Annotated in this window: 12 protein-coding genes; 5 read left to right on the forward strand and 7 right to left on the reverse strand. The window is 32.0% G+C overall.

Annotation, left to right across the window (positions count from 1 at the left end; all coding sequences use genetic code 11):
• Nucleotides 1-207: 207 nt before the first annotated feature.
• Genes BOW57_RS20250 through BOW57_RS20260 form a run of 3 tightly spaced genes read left to right on the forward strand, consistent with a single transcriptional unit; the run spans nucleotide 208 to nucleotide 5,655 of the window.
• The gene (locus BOW57_RS20250; protein WP_129056941.1) at nucleotides 208-1,455 is read left to right on the forward strand and encodes a TolC family protein; all 1,248 of its coding nucleotides are present in this window, start codon (nucleotides 208-210) and stop codon (nucleotides 1,453-1,455) included.
• Nucleotides 1,456-1,467: 12 nt separating this feature from the next.
• Nucleotides 1,468-2,553: an efflux RND transporter periplasmic adaptor subunit gene (locus tag BOW57_RS20255; protein ID WP_089055981.1), complete on the forward strand. Its 1,086-nt coding sequence runs from the start codon at nucleotides 1,468-1,470 to the stop codon at nucleotides 2,551-2,553.
• A gap of 3 nt (nucleotides 2,554-2,556) precedes the next feature.
• The gene (locus BOW57_RS20260) at nucleotides 2,557-5,655 is read left to right on the forward strand and encodes an efflux RND transporter permease subunit (protein WP_089055980.1); all 3,099 of its coding nucleotides are present in this window, start codon (nucleotides 2,557-2,559) and stop codon (nucleotides 5,653-5,655) included.
• Nucleotides 5,656-5,817: 162 nt separating this feature from the next.
• Here BOW57_RS20260 and BOW57_RS20265 read toward each other — a convergent pair whose 3' ends face one another.
• On the reverse strand, nucleotides 5,818-6,198 hold the full coding sequence (locus BOW57_RS20265) for an ankyrin repeat domain-containing protein (protein WP_129056943.1): 381 nt from the start codon (nucleotides 6,196-6,198) through the stop codon (nucleotides 5,818-5,820).
• A 349-nt stretch (nucleotides 6,199-6,547) separates the two neighbouring features.
• On the opposite strand from BOW57_RS20265, the gene BOW57_RS20270 reads away from it, so the two are divergent.
• Complete coding sequence (locus tag BOW57_RS20270; RefSeq protein ID WP_129056946.1) at nucleotides 6,548-7,090, forward strand: SRPBCC family protein; 543 nt, start codon at nucleotides 6,548-6,550, stop codon at nucleotides 7,088-7,090.
• A gap of 127 nt (nucleotides 7,091-7,217) precedes the next feature.
• Here the strand turns inward: BOW57_RS20270 and BOW57_RS20275 are convergent, their stop codons facing one another.
• The 6 genes from BOW57_RS20275 to BOW57_RS20300 all read right to left on the reverse strand — a co-directional run bounded on the left by BOW57_RS20275 (nucleotide 7,218) and on the right by BOW57_RS20300 (nucleotide 13,596).
• Nucleotides 7,218-8,171, reverse strand: a complete 954-nt coding sequence (locus BOW57_RS20275) for a phosphoribosylaminoimidazolesuccinocarboxamide synthase (RefSeq protein WP_089055977.1) — start codon at nucleotides 8,169-8,171, stop codon at nucleotides 7,218-7,220.
• Nucleotides 8,172-8,301: 130 nt separating this feature from the next.
• Nucleotides 8,302-10,650 (reverse strand): prolyl oligopeptidase family serine peptidase, encoded by a 2,349-nt coding sequence (locus BOW57_RS20280; RefSeq protein ID WP_129056948.1) that lies wholly within the window; start codon nucleotides 10,648-10,650, stop codon nucleotides 8,302-8,304.
• A 193-nt stretch (nucleotides 10,651-10,843) separates the two neighbouring features.
• Nucleotides 10,844-11,680 (reverse strand): Cof-type HAD-IIB family hydrolase, encoded by an 837-nt coding sequence (locus BOW57_RS20285; protein ID WP_129056951.1) that lies wholly within the window; start codon nucleotides 11,678-11,680, stop codon nucleotides 10,844-10,846.
• Nucleotides 11,681-11,819: 139 nt separating this feature from the next.
• Nucleotides 11,820-12,182: a DUF1801 domain-containing protein gene (locus BOW57_RS20290; protein ID WP_129056953.1), complete on the reverse strand. Its 363-nt coding sequence runs from the start codon at nucleotides 12,180-12,182 to the stop codon at nucleotides 11,820-11,822.
• Between the two features lie 2 nt (nucleotides 12,183-12,184).
• Entirely contained in the window at nucleotides 12,185-12,517 is a 333-nt protein-coding gene (locus BOW57_RS20295; RefSeq protein WP_129056955.1) for a hypothetical protein, read from the reverse strand.
• 128 nt (nucleotides 12,518-12,645) lie between these two features.
• Entirely contained in the window at nucleotides 12,646-13,596 is a 951-nt protein-coding gene (locus BOW57_RS20300; protein ID WP_089055972.1) for a PhoH family protein, read from the reverse strand.
• 278 nt (nucleotides 13,597-13,874) lie between these two features.
• Here BOW57_RS20300 and BOW57_RS20305 point away from each other — a divergent pair, with 278 nt between their 5' ends.
• Nucleotides 13,875-14,705, forward strand: a complete 831-nt coding sequence (locus BOW57_RS20305; protein ID WP_129056957.1) for an S-adenosyl-l-methionine hydroxide adenosyltransferase family protein — start codon at nucleotides 13,875-13,877, stop codon at nucleotides 14,703-14,705.
• The last annotated feature ends 191 nt before the right edge of the window (nucleotides 14,706-14,896 follow it).

A 14,896-nucleotide genomic window follows, 5' to 3' on the forward strand; every position in this document is an offset into this window, starting at 1 on the left:
ACAACGGGATTCGGACTTGGTTTACGCATTGTAAACCGTATCTTAAACCTGCACCAATCAAGCATAACTTACAGTGTAACAGATGAAAACGCGAATTTATTTCAATTAATTTTTCATTAATAATTTATTTTAAGGTATTTTTAAGGTAGATTTTAAGGTGTCTTAAAGTCTACTGATAGCATATTTGTATAAAATAAATTTGATACAATGAAAAAACTATATGCATTGCTGTTACTTGTATTCTTCAATCAAGTAATTGTGGCTCAGAAAACAGTTACTCTTCAAGACTGTGAAAGCCAATTTCTTAAAAAGAACCTTTTTTTATTGGCATCTCAATATAATATCGATGCCTCAAAAGCACTGACCATTCAGGCAAAAATTTGGGACAACCCAACTATTTCTGCGGAATTAAATGCTTATAATCCTGAAAGGAATCAGTATTTTGATATAGGAAAAGATGGTCAAAAAGCATTTGGTATAGAACAGTTAATTTACTTGGGCGGAAAAAAACGCAATGAAGTAAAACTGGCAAAAACTAATGAACAATTAGCAGAACTCCAATTCAATGATTTGCTTCGAACATTAAAACTGCAGCTGCGTAAAAGTTTTTACACGGTTTACTACAACACAAAAAGCCTTGAAACGACAGATAATCAGCTTGCACATATTGAAGACTTAATCAATTCATACTCTGTACAAGTACAGAAAGGAAATATTGCATTAAAAGATCTTGTTCGTTTACAATCACTTTATTTAAACTTTAAGAATGAGAGAATGGAAGTTGTAAATAATAGTATTGAAGAGCAGGCAAACTTAAAACTCCTATTAAACGAAACTGAAACTATTATTCCAAATGTTTCAAAAGATGATTTCAATAAATACTTAAAAACAATACCATTTGATTTAAAATCTTTTCAAGATGAAGCAATTGCAAATCGTCCTGATTATTTAGCTCAGCAAAAAGAAATTGAAGCAAATGAATTAAATGTCAAATGGCAAAAATCACTTTCTATTCCTGACATCACTTTAGGTGCAAACTATGACCAGCGAAGCGGCGCTTTTGAAAAAGAAGCAAATCTATCAATTGGAATTCCACTCCCGCTTTGGAACAAAAACAAAGGAAACATTAAATACGCGCAAACCATTCTGGCGCAGTCAAAAGTAGAAAAGCAAAATTTTGATCTTCAACTGCAAACTGAAATTACATCGGCTTGGAATAAATGGAATGAATCTAGAAAAAATTATACTGTAATTAAACCAACTGTTAACTCCGATTTTGAAGCAGTTTACAACGGAATTTTAGCCAATTTTCAAAAAAGAAATATCAGCTTATTAGAATTTACGGATTTTATGGAAAGCTACAATCAAGCAAATCTTCAAGTTAACGAACTAAAGAAAAAACTAGCCTTATCTGGAGAAGAATTAAACAGTACAATCAACAAGGATTTATTCTAAAACTAAATAATAATGAAACATACACTAATTATAGGAATTGCAATTGTTAGTTTATCGCTGACAAGCTGCAAAAAGGAAGTAGAAAATCCTCAAACCAATTCTTCATTTGCACTAAGTGACAGTATGCTTAAAACCACAAGCACCGCAACTGCAACAACTCAAATTGTAAAAAATGAATTAAGCTTTTATGGAAAAATTACGGCCGACAATAATAAAATGATAGATGTTTACCCTCTTGTTGGCGGTAATGTAATCAAAGTTAATGTAGAGCTTGGTGACTACGTACATAAAGGACAAGTTTTGGCTATTATAAAAAGTACTGATGTAGCCGATTTTGAAAAGCAATCTATAGATGCTAAAAGCGATTTATTAGTCGCTAAAAACAATTTAAAGGTGGCACAGGAATTATTTGACGGAAAATTAAATTCTGAAAGCGATGTACTCCAAGCAAAATCCGAAGTAAACAAAGCTCAATCTCAACTAAGTAAAATTCAGGAAACTTATAAAATCTATAACATAAAAGCAGGTTCAATTTACGAAGTAACTGCTCCAATTAGTGGATTTATTATTCAAAAAAGCATTAATCAAGATATGCTTTTAAGATCTGACCGTTCTGAAAACATATTTGATATTGCAGAAATCAGTGAAGTTTGGGCAATGGCAAATATCAACGAAATTGATATTAATAAAGTAAAACTAGGTATTGATGCCAGCGTAACAACTTTAAGTTATCCAGATAAAATCTTTAAAGGTAAAGTAGATAAAATATTCAATGTAATTGATCCGCAAACTAAGGCAATGCAGGCAAGAATAAAACTTCAAAATCCAGGATTTTTGCTAAAACCTGATATGAATGCAAACATAAAATTATCTTTTAATGAGGATAAATCAATGATAGCAATTCCTAGTGACGCCATTGTTTTTGATAAAAGTAAAAACTTTGTAATGATATTCAAGGATCGTCATAATATTGAAACTAGACAAGTTGAAGTTTTTAGAGTTGTAGGAGATACAACTTACATTTCAAGCGGTTTAAAGGAAAATGAAAAGGTAATTACTAATAATCAGTTATTTATTTATCGCGCATTAAACGATTAAGACATGAACAAATTCATAAGAAACATTATTGCTTTCTCTCTTAAGAACAAAGCATTTACCTTTTTTTGGGTTGGAGTACTGGCCGTCGCAGGTTTTATTTCCTTCAAAAATATGCCAATTGACGCTTTTCCAGATGTTACCAACACGCAGATTATTATCATCACACAGTGGAATGGAAAAAGTGCCGAAGAAGTTGAACGTTTTGTTACTTCGCCGATCGAAATTTCGATGAACTCGGTTCAAAAAAAGACTAGTGTACGAAGTATTACAATGTTTGGTTTATCTGTTATCAAAATTATTTTTGATGATGGTGTAGATGATACTTTCGCTCGCTTTCAAGTAAATAATCTGCTTAAAAATGTAAAACTTCCTGATGATGTTGAGCCAGATGTTCAACCTCCGTATGGACCAACCGGAGAAATTTTTAGATATATTGTAAAAAGCGACAGCAGAGACAGCCGTGAATTATTAACCTACCAAAACTGGGTAATTGATAAACAATTACGTGCAGTTCCAGGTGTTGCCGATTTAAATGTTTTTGGAGGTCAAGATAAAACGTATGAAGTTGGTGTTGATCCTATAAAACTTGCAAAATACAACATTACACCTCTTCAGGTTTACAATGCTGTAAATGCAGGAAACTTAAATGTTGGTGGTGACATTATTGAAAAAAACGGACAGGCATTTGTAGTTCGAGGAGTTGGTTTACTAAAATCTATTTCTGACATCGAAAACATAATTGTTGACGATGCTGGAGGAAATCCTATTTTGGTAAAAAATGTAGCATCGGTTTACGAAAGTGCGATGCCTAGAGTTGGTCAAACTGGTATTGGCAAAAATGATGACGCTGTTGAAGGTATTGTTGTAATGCGAAAAGGCGAAAATGCACAAGAAACATTAGCCTTAATTAAAGACAAAATAAAAGATTTAAACGAAAATGTACTTCCGAAAGACATTAAAATAGAAACTTTCTATGATCGTGATAACTTAATGAATTTCACTACCGAAACGGTAATGCATAATTTATTTGAAGGAATCATTCTCGTTACTTGTGTTGTGTTTCTTTTTATGGCCGATTGGCGAACAACTTTTACCGTTTCAATTGTAATTCCGCTTTCTTTATTATTTGCCTTTTTATGTCTAAAAATGATGGGAATGAGCGCCAACCTGCTGAGTTTGGGAGCGGTCGATTTTGGGATAATTATTGATGGTGCGGTGGTAATGGTTGAAGGATTGTTTGTAGTGTTAGACCACCGTGCGCATCAATTAGGAATGACTGCGTATAATAAAATTGCCAAAGGAAGTATTATTAAGAAAACGGGAACTGAAATGGGTAAAGCCATCTTTTTCTCTAAATTAATAATTATTACAGCTTTACTTCCAATATTCTCTTTCCAGAAAGTAGAAGGAAAAATGTTCTCTCCCCTAGCCTATACATTAGGTTTTGCTTTAATGGGTGCATTACTTTTCACACTGACTTTAGTTCCAGTTTTATCTCATATTTTACTGAACAAAAATGTAAAAGAAAAGAATAATCCGTTTGTGAACTTTTGGGATAGAATTGTAGGTAAAGGATTTGCTTGGACATTTAAACATAAAGTAAAAACATTAGTTCTATCAATAGGAATTATTGCTGCTACATTTTTTTCAGCTACTTTTTTAGGAACTGAATTTTTACCTCAATTAAATGAGGGCGCCTTATGGGTAACGGCAGAATTACCAATGAGCACATCATTGCCAGAAAGTGTAAAAACTGCTGCAATGATTAGAAAAGATCTTGAAACTTTTCCTGAAGTTAAAAAAGTACTGTCGCAAACAGGTCGAAGCAATGATGGAACAGATCCTAATGGTTTTGGATTTATTCAGCTCCAAGTTGATTTAAAACCAAAAGCGGAATGGAAGCGAAAAATTACAATGGATGACTTAATTAATGAAATGGATGAGAAGCTAAAAGTTCACCAAGGAATTACCTATAATTATTCACAGCCTGTTATTGACAACGTAGCAGAATCTGTAGCTGGTTTTAAAGCTTCAAACGCGGTGAAAATTTATGGAGACGATTTAGATAAACTTGACGAACTATCTAATCAGGTTTTAGCAAAAATTAAAGACATTCCAGGAATCAAAGATGTTGGAATCCTTCGAAATGTAGGTCAGCCAGAAATAAGCGTCGTTTTAGATCGCGAAAAAATGGCGGCATACGGAGTAACTTTAAGCGATGCTCAAGCTGTTTTAGAATTAGCTTTTGGAGGAAAAACAGCCACAGAAAAATATGAAGATGAGAAGAAATTTGATGTTCGAGTGCGTTTTTCTAAAGAATATCGAAAAGATGAAGAAGATTTAGCCGAATTAAAAGTTCCTACTATAAATGGCGCGAAAATTCCATTGAAAGAAATCTGCGACATTAAAACTATTACAGGACCTGCTTTTATCTATAGAGATAATACAAAACGTTTTATAGGAGTTAAATTTTCTGTGAGAGATCGAGATTTAGGAAGTACAATTGCAGAAGCGCAAAAGAAAGTAGCCGAAGTAAAAATGCCAACTGGTTATACAACCGGCTGGACTGGTGAATTTGAAAATCAAGTTCGTGCAAGTGCCCGCTTAGCACAGGTTGTACCAATAAGTTTAATTGGAATATTTGTACTGCTGTTTATTTTGTTTGGAAATCTAAAAGACTCACTGCTTGTATTGGCAAATGTTCCCTTTGCCGTAATTGGAGGAATTATTGCTTTGCATCTTACAGGTATGAATTTCGGAATTTCTGCCGGAGTTGGATTTATCGCTTTACTCGGAATTTGTATTCAGAATGGAGTTATCTTAATATCTGAATTTCATCACAATATCAAAGCAAAATTCTCGCTCGAAGAATCAATTTTTAGAGGCGTAAAAGCACGAACAAGAGCAGTAATTATGACAGCATTAATGGCATCAATTGGTTTAATGCCAGCTGCAATCTCAACTGGAATTGGATCTGAATCTCAAAAACCTCTTGCGATTGTAATTATTGGAGGATTAGTTACAGCAACAATTCTAACGCTCTTGGTCTTCCCTATTTTATTCTGGATTTTCAATCGCAGAAAACATGCGCCTATCGAATAAAAATTTTAAAATTAATTAGTGGTTAATTAAATAGGTTCAAAAAGAAAAAGCATCATTTTTAATGATGCTTTTTTGATTTCTAGGCACAAAAAAAACGACCTTCTGCTCAGGAAGGTCGTTTCGTTTACTAACTCAAACTCTTTAAACTTTTAGAACAAATGTTTATTTTGCTTCTTTCAAAATAGCGATAGCATCTGTCGCATTTGATAACTCAGCATATTTTAATGCTGTATATCCTTTTTCATTTTTTTTGTTTACAACAGCCCCATTTGCTATTAAAACTTTCATGATTTCAACTTTGTTATAGCGTGCTGCTATCATTAAAGGTGACAAATCTTCCGATATTTCGTTTACGTCTCCACCGTACTCAATAAGTTTTTTTACGAATGCAAGATCTCCTTTACTAACAGCCACATTTAATGGTGAAGAAAAACCGTTTGTAATTTCAATTTGTGGTTTCACAAGTGATGTTTGATTTGATGCCATTGAAACATTGGCAAACGCTACTAAAGCAACTCCTAAATAAATGATTGAATTTTTCATAATGATTGATTATTAATTGATTGATATTGATGATTTTTAAATTCTATGTAAATGTAAGTAATTTTATGTATTATGTATTACAAGGTAATATGTTTTAACAAATTACTAACATTCAGTTAATGAAAGGCTTATACATATAATCTAATTGTTATTAAACTTTTTTGCCTACACTTATATAGACGCAGAGATTACAAAAATGTTACACTAAAAATGAAATTTTATAAAAAAAATCTTCAAAAAAATTTAAACGTGGTAAAATACAGCGTTTTACTTTTATAACTTTACAATCATTAATGCTTATTATTTAACTAATTTTCAAAAAAGTAATTAACTATCTAAACCAAAGATTATGGGACTTATCAAAAAAATTCTGGTTATCTTAATTTTAGTTTTTTCTATTGTACTAATTGCAGCTTACTTCATGCCAAAAAATTATGCGGTCGAAAGAGAAATCACGATTAACAAACCTGTTGATACTGTTTTTAATTATGTGAAATATCTAAAAAATCAAAATCAATTTAGTGTCTGGGCAAACATTGACCCAAAAATGAAATCAACTTTTAAAGGTGTTGATGGAACTGTTGGTGCGATTTCAGCATGGGAAAGTAAAGTTAAAGAAGTTGGTGTTGGAGAACAGGAAATAACCAAAATTATTCCTAACTCACGACTGGATTTTGCACTTCGCTTTAAAGAACCAATGAACGACACGGCCAATGGTTTTATGTCAACCGAAAGTTTGGCAGGAAATCAAACAAAAGTAAAATGGGGAGTTAATGGTGTTATTCCTTTTCCTATGAATATAATGCTGCCAATGATGAAAATGGATCAAATGATTGGAAACGATTTGCAAAAAGGTCTTGAAAATTTAAAAGATCAAATGGAACAAAAATAAAATCTAAATTTGATTTAGTAGAAAAATAGTCTTTTAAAATATAAAAAATGCCTTGCGATTAAAAATCTGCAAGGCATTTTTAGCTGGAGAGGTCTAGTTTAAAAATAAATTAAAAACCTTTGACTTATTATTTAGTACTTAGATAATCTAATACATTTTTATTAATACGCTGATCAATATTGTCGATATCAGCTTTAACGAATTTTTCTCCTAAAATATTTTCGTATAATTCGATATATCTTTCAGAAACTGATTCGATATAAGCCTCTGTCATATCAGGAATCTGTTGTCCTTCTTGTCCTTGAAAACCATTTTCAATCAACCAGCGGCGAACAAACTCTTTAGACAATTGTTTTTGCTCCTCTCCTTTATCTTGTCTTTCCTGATATCCATCAGCATAAAAATAACGAGAAGAATCTGGTGTATGAATTTCATCAATTAAAACAATAACTCCGTCTTTTGTTTTTCCGAATTCATATTTTGTATCTACTAAAATTAAACCGCGAGAAGCAGCAATTTCAGTTCCTCTTTGAAATAACGCTCGTGTATATTTCTCTAAAACCAAATAATCTTCTTCAGAAACAATTCCTTTAGATAAAATATCCTCACGAGAAATATCTTCATCATGTGAACCATTATCGGCTTTTGTAGTTGGTGTAATAATTGGCTCAGGAAATTTGTCATTTTCTTTCAAACCTTCGGCCATTGTTACACCGCAAATTTGTCTTCTTCCTGCAGCATATTCACGTGCAGCATGACCAGAAACATAACCACGGATAACCATTTCAACTTTAAAAGGTTCACATAAATGTCCAACAGCTACATTTGGATCTGGAGTTGCAATTAACCAATTTGGAACAATATCTGCTGTAAGCTCCATAAATTTTGTAGCAATTTGATTCAAAATTTGCCCTTTGTATGGAATCCCTTTTGGCAAAACCACATCAAATGCCGAAAGTCTATCGGTTGCGACCATTACCAAAAGTTCGTCATTGATATTATAAACTTCTCTAACTTTTCCGCGGTAAACTGACTTTTGATTCGGAAAATTAAAATTTGTAGTTGTAATTGTATTACTCATTATCCTAAGTTGTGTTGTTTTTTATGAATGCAAATTTAAAACTATTTAAAAGAAAAAAGAATCTATTCAGATTCTTTTTTTCTTTTAATCTCCGTGCAAACCTTAAATTATAAAGCTGCATCACTAACACTTATTTCTTCAACAAAGTCGAATTGAATAAGTTCAGAATTCTACTGTACTCGTCTATCCAAGAATAAGTTTCCTTAAATCCGTGTGCTTCAACAGGGAAAGAAGCTAGTGTCCAATTCTTTTTCTCCAACTCTATAAAACGTTGTGATAAACGAACAATATCTTTGTATTCTACATTATCATCAACCATTCCGTGAAGCATCACCAAGTTTCCTTTTAAATTATCTGCAAAATAAATAGGAGAACTTTTTTTGTAAGCAATTGGATCTGTTTCTGGGAAATTCAAAATATTACCGGTATATCCATGATTGTAATGTGCCCAATCTGTAACCGAACGTAAAGCTGCGCCCGAAGCAAATTCACCAGGAGTAGTAAGCATTCCCATTAAAGTAATAAAACCTCCATAAGACCCGCCATAAATACCTACTCTATCCGCATCAATTCCGTGCTTCTCAACCAAATATTTTTTACCATCCAATTGATCAGTCAAATCTTTTCCGCCCATAAAACGATAAATTCCAGTTCTAAAATCCCTTCCATAACCATCACTTCCTCTATAATCAATATCTAGAACAGTATAACCTAAATCAGTTAACATATTATGAAACATATACTCTCTATAATAATTACTCCAATAATTATGGGCGTTTTGCAAATATCCTGCACCATGAACAAAAATAACTGCAGCTTTATTCGAAGTTTCCGTTTTTGGCGTATATAATCTAGCATATACAGGAGTTCCGTCTTGTGCTTTAAATGTTATAACTTCAGGCTCTCTCCATTTGTAATTTTTGAAACTTTCAGAAACCGAAGAAGTAATTTGTTGCAGTGCAGTATTTTTTTTGTTATCAGCAATGTATAAATCCCATGGAATATTTTTATACGAATAACGTACCAGCAGCGTTTTTTCATCTGGTGAAACTACAACTTCATGCGCTCCATCTTTTGTTAAAATAGGTTCTAAAACACCCCCAGAAGCAGCTAATTTATAATAATTCCTGTTTCCTGGATGTGTGGTATTGGTTGTTAAATAGAATGTTTTTTTATCGTTAGAAAGCGTCACATCGCGAACTTCCCAATTGCCGCTTGTAAGCTGCGTTTTTTTATTCGATTTAAAATTATAAGTATATAAATGTGAATAGCCTGTTACTTCAGATTGAAAGTACAGAGTTTCATTATCTGCTAAGAAACCTAGAATTCCAGAATCAAAAGAATAAGATGGTATTCCTGGTCCAGCAATCCAAGCTTCGTCATGCTGATGCTCAATTTCTTTAAATGTTCCATTCTCTAGATTTAAACTCACCAACCATCTATCTTTGTTATCTTGGCTTCTGATTTCAACAATTCCAATTGAACCGTTTTCGTTGTAAACTGGAGCCTGAGCTACAATTAACTTATCTTCTTTTGCCTTGCTTTTCAAGTTATCGTACGATTCATAATATTTAGGAACATCTTGAATGTGGCTCAATTTTGAAAAATCAACAAAATAAACAGAATCCTTAGCAACAGAATAAATTCCGAATTTTGTTTTAACGAAATTTGCCGTAGATACTTTTTCTTTTGTCTCAGGCGATTGATTATAACCATCACTAGTTATAAAAACTTCCATTTTTTCTTTTTTAACATCTGCTTCTTCTGCTAAACAAAATGTTGCAAAATTCCCGTTTGGATTCGCTTTTAGATTATAAAAGTTATCCTTTCCATAAAAATATTCTTTAGCAAAATCAGATTTAACAGCTTTACTTTTTGCTAGATTCCATTGTTTTTTTGCTTCAGCATCTCTAATAAACTGAAATAATTCTTTCTGTTGTGTTTTTAAGAAAGAATCCTTCTCAGGTGTTTTACTTTTTTTCTCGCCTTTACTAAAATTGGTAATTTGCAAAACACTTCCCTCTTTTGCATTGTATTTAAAAATATTATCATTTTGCTCAAAAAATACTATTCCAGATTCACTGCCTAATTCAAGATTTGAAATTGACGTGCTTTGCTGATAGATTTTTTTTGTTGTTTTTGAAGCAATAGAGTACGAAAACAATCTTCCGTTATCTAAATAATAAACTAAATCTGATCCCGGTTTTCTTTTAAAATCAAGTTTAGAAAAAGCGGCTTCCTTTGGTTCAACCAAAACAGGCTTTGCAGCTCCTTTTTGCCAGGAATAAGTACTTGCGCCTAAATCATTAGTTGGATTCCAATCAAAATAAACTTTTTTGCTATCTAAAGACCAGCGTCCGTTTATGGGTTGATTTCCTATAAAAGATTCGCCTTTCATTATTTCCTCTAATTTCAATGTTTGGTTATATCCTTTTATTGAAAAAATTAGAAAGGCAGCAATAAAAATGTTTTTTGTCATGGTATTAGTTTTTATGAGAAAACAAAAATACACGTTGAAATTTACTAAAAAAACATTTTTGGAATTTCCTTGTAAAATCTTCTACATAATATCCATTTAACAATAAAATCCTTGAAGAATTACCTTCAAGGATCTTTTTTTTATCAAAAGTCTAAAATTCAAAATCCTAAACCTTGTATATCTATTTTAATAATTATGCTTCGTTTGCTGCAAATTCTTTATTCAATATTTTTGAAGCAATATATTTCGCCACACCATCTTCGGCATTTGATGTTACAACTTCTAAATCTGGCAAAGTTTCTTTTAGCAAAGCTGGAGCATTCCCCATAATTAATCCTTTTCCGGCTGCGGCCAACATTTGTACATCGTTAAAACCATCACCAAATGCAACTGCCTGGTCTAAAGTAAAACCTTCTTTTTCGAGAACTTTTTCGATTGCAACAGCTTTGTCCACAGATTTATCCATAAACTCTAAACAAGTAGGCAAACTAAAGGCATGATGCAGATTATCTGAAGAATTAGCTAAAACAGCATCTTTTAACGTTACTAATTTTTCGTGATTGTCACATGAAAAGAAAATTTTGATCGCTTTAAAATCTTCAAGAGTTTTATAATCCACTAATTCAGGGCGATATTTCAATTCAGCCTGAAAAGCATTTAACCTTTCATTTACTCTATTGGTCTGCCAAACATTTTCTTTGAATAAAACTACTGTAATTTCAGGGTCGATTTCAACATTTAAGGCTGCTTTAACTACATCGCTTTCTAAATCAAAAGCAAAAAGTTCTTGCTTTTCTGGCGAATGTATTCTGGCTCCATTTGAACTTACTAAATAAACAGGAACTTCAAGGGTTTCGATAATTGCCATTGCATCAAGATGATGACGGCCTGTGGCAACTACAATAAGATAATTTTGATTGTGAAGTTCTTGAAAAATTGATTTCGTATAATCTGAAATTCGATGTTGAGGGTTGAGTAAAGTTCCATCTAAATCACTTACTACAACTTTTATATTTTTAAGATTTGTCATATTAATAATCAAATATTTATGATGTGCAAATTTACGGCTTTAAGCCCAGCCAAACAAAGTTTAAAAGGTTTTAAAGCTCAAAATAAGGTAAGTTTATTATTTATTTAACTATTTCGTTAAATAATACTTATTAACCATTTTAAACTTTAATAATGCCCGTTTTATATAATTTTAAAGCTTTCTGAATTACTGATTCAATCTGCTCCAAAGGCAAATCTTCATTAGAATTAAGCATCATAATTTTCATTCTTGATCTTTTTTCCTGAAGCAAAAAAGGTTCATCAAAATGTTTTCCTTCTACGATTCCAATATAAGGCTGATTATTTTTTTTATGCTTCCATAAATAGCAGAACATTTTTCCTTTATAACAAAAAAAAGGCATTCCGTATTTTAGAACGTGCGTAATGTCTTTGTCTTGTTTTAAGATGATTTCTTTTAATGCAAGAAATGTCCCTTTTATGGAGTCTTCTTTGTTTAGGTAGAAATCATCAAGTTGTTTCATCGTTAAATTAAACTTATTAAAATTGTAAGTACAATAACTAATAAAGCTATAATAAAATAAACTTTATAATAGCTTTTAGCATCTCTAAAATCATTAACATTTATAGTCTCTGTACTAGCAATAATATTTTTACTTATTAAAATATTATCAATCCCTTCTCGATCTTTGTCAAGTAAAAAATATCTAATCTTATTATCACTTAATGCTTGTGTTTCAATATCTATGTAATATTTGATGCTTGATTTATTCAATTCGCTCTCAAAGATTATTTTATCTTTTAACAAAACATAAAGTTTAAAATGCTTTTGAAATTTAATATCAATAGAATTACTCATTTATCTACAATATTTATAAAAAAAACATTCGTTTTGCACCTTTCAAAAAGAAATAAGTACAAAACGAATATCAATAAATGTTAAAACACACTTTACGATTTACATTTAACATTTCACAAAAATTAAACTTAATCGTGATTTTCTATTTGTTTGTAAGCGTCAATTACCTTTTTCACTAATCTATGGCGAACGATATCTTTATCATCTAAGTAGATAATTCCAATTCCGTCAATATCTTTCAGAACCAAAATCGCTTCTTTAAGCCCCGAAATAGTGCGTCGCGGTAAATCGACCTGCCCAGGATCTCCCGTAATCATAAACTTAGCGTTTTTTCCCATACGAGTCAAAAACATCTTCATTTGTGAGTGGGTCGTATTCTGTGCCTCGTCTAAAATTACAAAGGCATTATCAAGCGTTCGTCCGCGCATAAAAGCTAAAGGCGCAATCTGAATAATTCCTTTTAAAATGTAATCTTCGAGTTTTTCATTGGGTAACATATCGCGCAAAGCATCGTAAAGCGGCTGCATATAAGGATCCAGTTTTTCTTTCATATCGCCGGGTAAAAAACCAAGATTTTCACCTGCTTCTACCGCCGGACGAGTCAAAATTATCCTTTTTACTTCTTTGTCTTTAAGCGCTTTTACCGCCATTGCAACACCCGTATATGTTTTACCTGTTCCTGCTGGACCAATGGCAAAAACCATATCATTTTTTTTGATCGTATCCACCAGCAATTGCTGATTTGGCGTCATGGCTTTGATTATTTTACCGCCAACTCCGTGAACTAATATTTTGTCATGATCGTATGCTTTTTTTTCATCCTGACCATCACTCATAATTACGCGTTCAATTACATTATCATCAATGTTGTTGTATCTGGTAAAATGAAGCATAAGCCTCTGAAATCTCTTTTCGAATTCATCTAAAACTTCTTTTTCGCCAAAGGCTTTCAAAGTGGTCCCTCGCGCTACGATTTTAAGCTTTGGGTAGTACTTTTTAATAATTTCAAGATGAGAATCCTGCGCGCCCCAAAAGTCTTTTGGAGCGATGTCTATTAGCTCGATAATTCTTTCGTTCAAAGGAGATAAATTTAAATTAAAAATAAATTTGTTTTGTAAATCTATTGCTGTCGGGTTTTTTTATGTTATGATTTTCAGCCGCATCTATACTTTTAAGTACCAATTAAAATAACTTTTTGTTAAAAGACTGAAAACTGAAACTGAAAATTGAGACTCTATATATTTTATTACAATTTGTCTTTTCTTTCTTTCAATTTGTTTTTACTATTCTTAGATTTGCATTTCTCAAATTTAATGAAAATTAGATTTAAATACTACCAATAGTTATAAACAAAATGATGTCAATAATTACCCTTACTACTGATTACGGCTTAAAAGACCACTTTGTTGGTTCGCTGAAGGGTAAAATTCTTTCAGAGCTTTCTGAGGCAAAAATCATTGACATTTCGCACGATATTGATCCATTTAACACTGCCGAAGCAAGTTATATAATTGGAGCATCATATTTAAGCTTTCCAAAAGGCACTGTTCACTTAATTGGTGTTGATATTGAACGCAACAAAGAAAACCAGCATATAGCCATGCAATGGAACGATCACTTCTTTATCTGTGCTGATAACGGGATTTTAAGTATGCTTACGCAAAAAATCGTTCCGCAGAAAATTGTAGCTATTAATATACACGATCGTTTTCCAGTTGAATCCAGCGATTTAGACATTTTTATACAAGTAGCCTGCCACATTGCAAAAGGCGGATTACTAAATGTTATTGGAAAAGAAATCCCTGCTGTTAAAGAGGTAACCGAATTACAGGCGGTTGTTTCTGCTGACGGAAATACACTGAAAGGATATGTTATTTATATCGATCATTTTGGAAATGTCGTTACCAATATCTCTAAAAAACAATTTTTAGAAGTTTCGCGCGGACGTCCGTACGAGATCGTCATGAAACCAAAAAGCATCAAAACAATTCTGCCCAATTATTCAGATATCGCAACTTCAGACAAATACCCTATTAAAACCTATGAGGGCGAAAAACTAGCTATTTTTAATGAAGCAGGATTTCTCGAAATCGCCATTTTTAGAAGCAATCCATCAAAGGTAGGTTCTGCAAATAGTTTATTAGGATTGAATTATCGCGATGTAATTACTATTAAGTTTTTAAGTTAAAAACAATATTGATAATACAGTAAATGGATTCAATTAAAAAAAAATATATCATTAATAATTTAAAATGGCCAATTTCTCATTTTGGATATATTTCGAATTATTTTATATTGTTCTTCCCCTATATTCTTATTTATGCAGGTTTAGAAAAATTTAATGAAGACAAATCTGCATTACTTTTAATCATTATTGGT

The sequence above is a fragment of the Flavobacterium sp. YO64 genome (assembly GCF_004119505.1).
GTDB classification, from domain to species: Bacteria; Bacteroidota; Bacteroidia; order Flavobacteriales; family Flavobacteriaceae; genus Flavobacterium; species Flavobacterium oncorhynchi.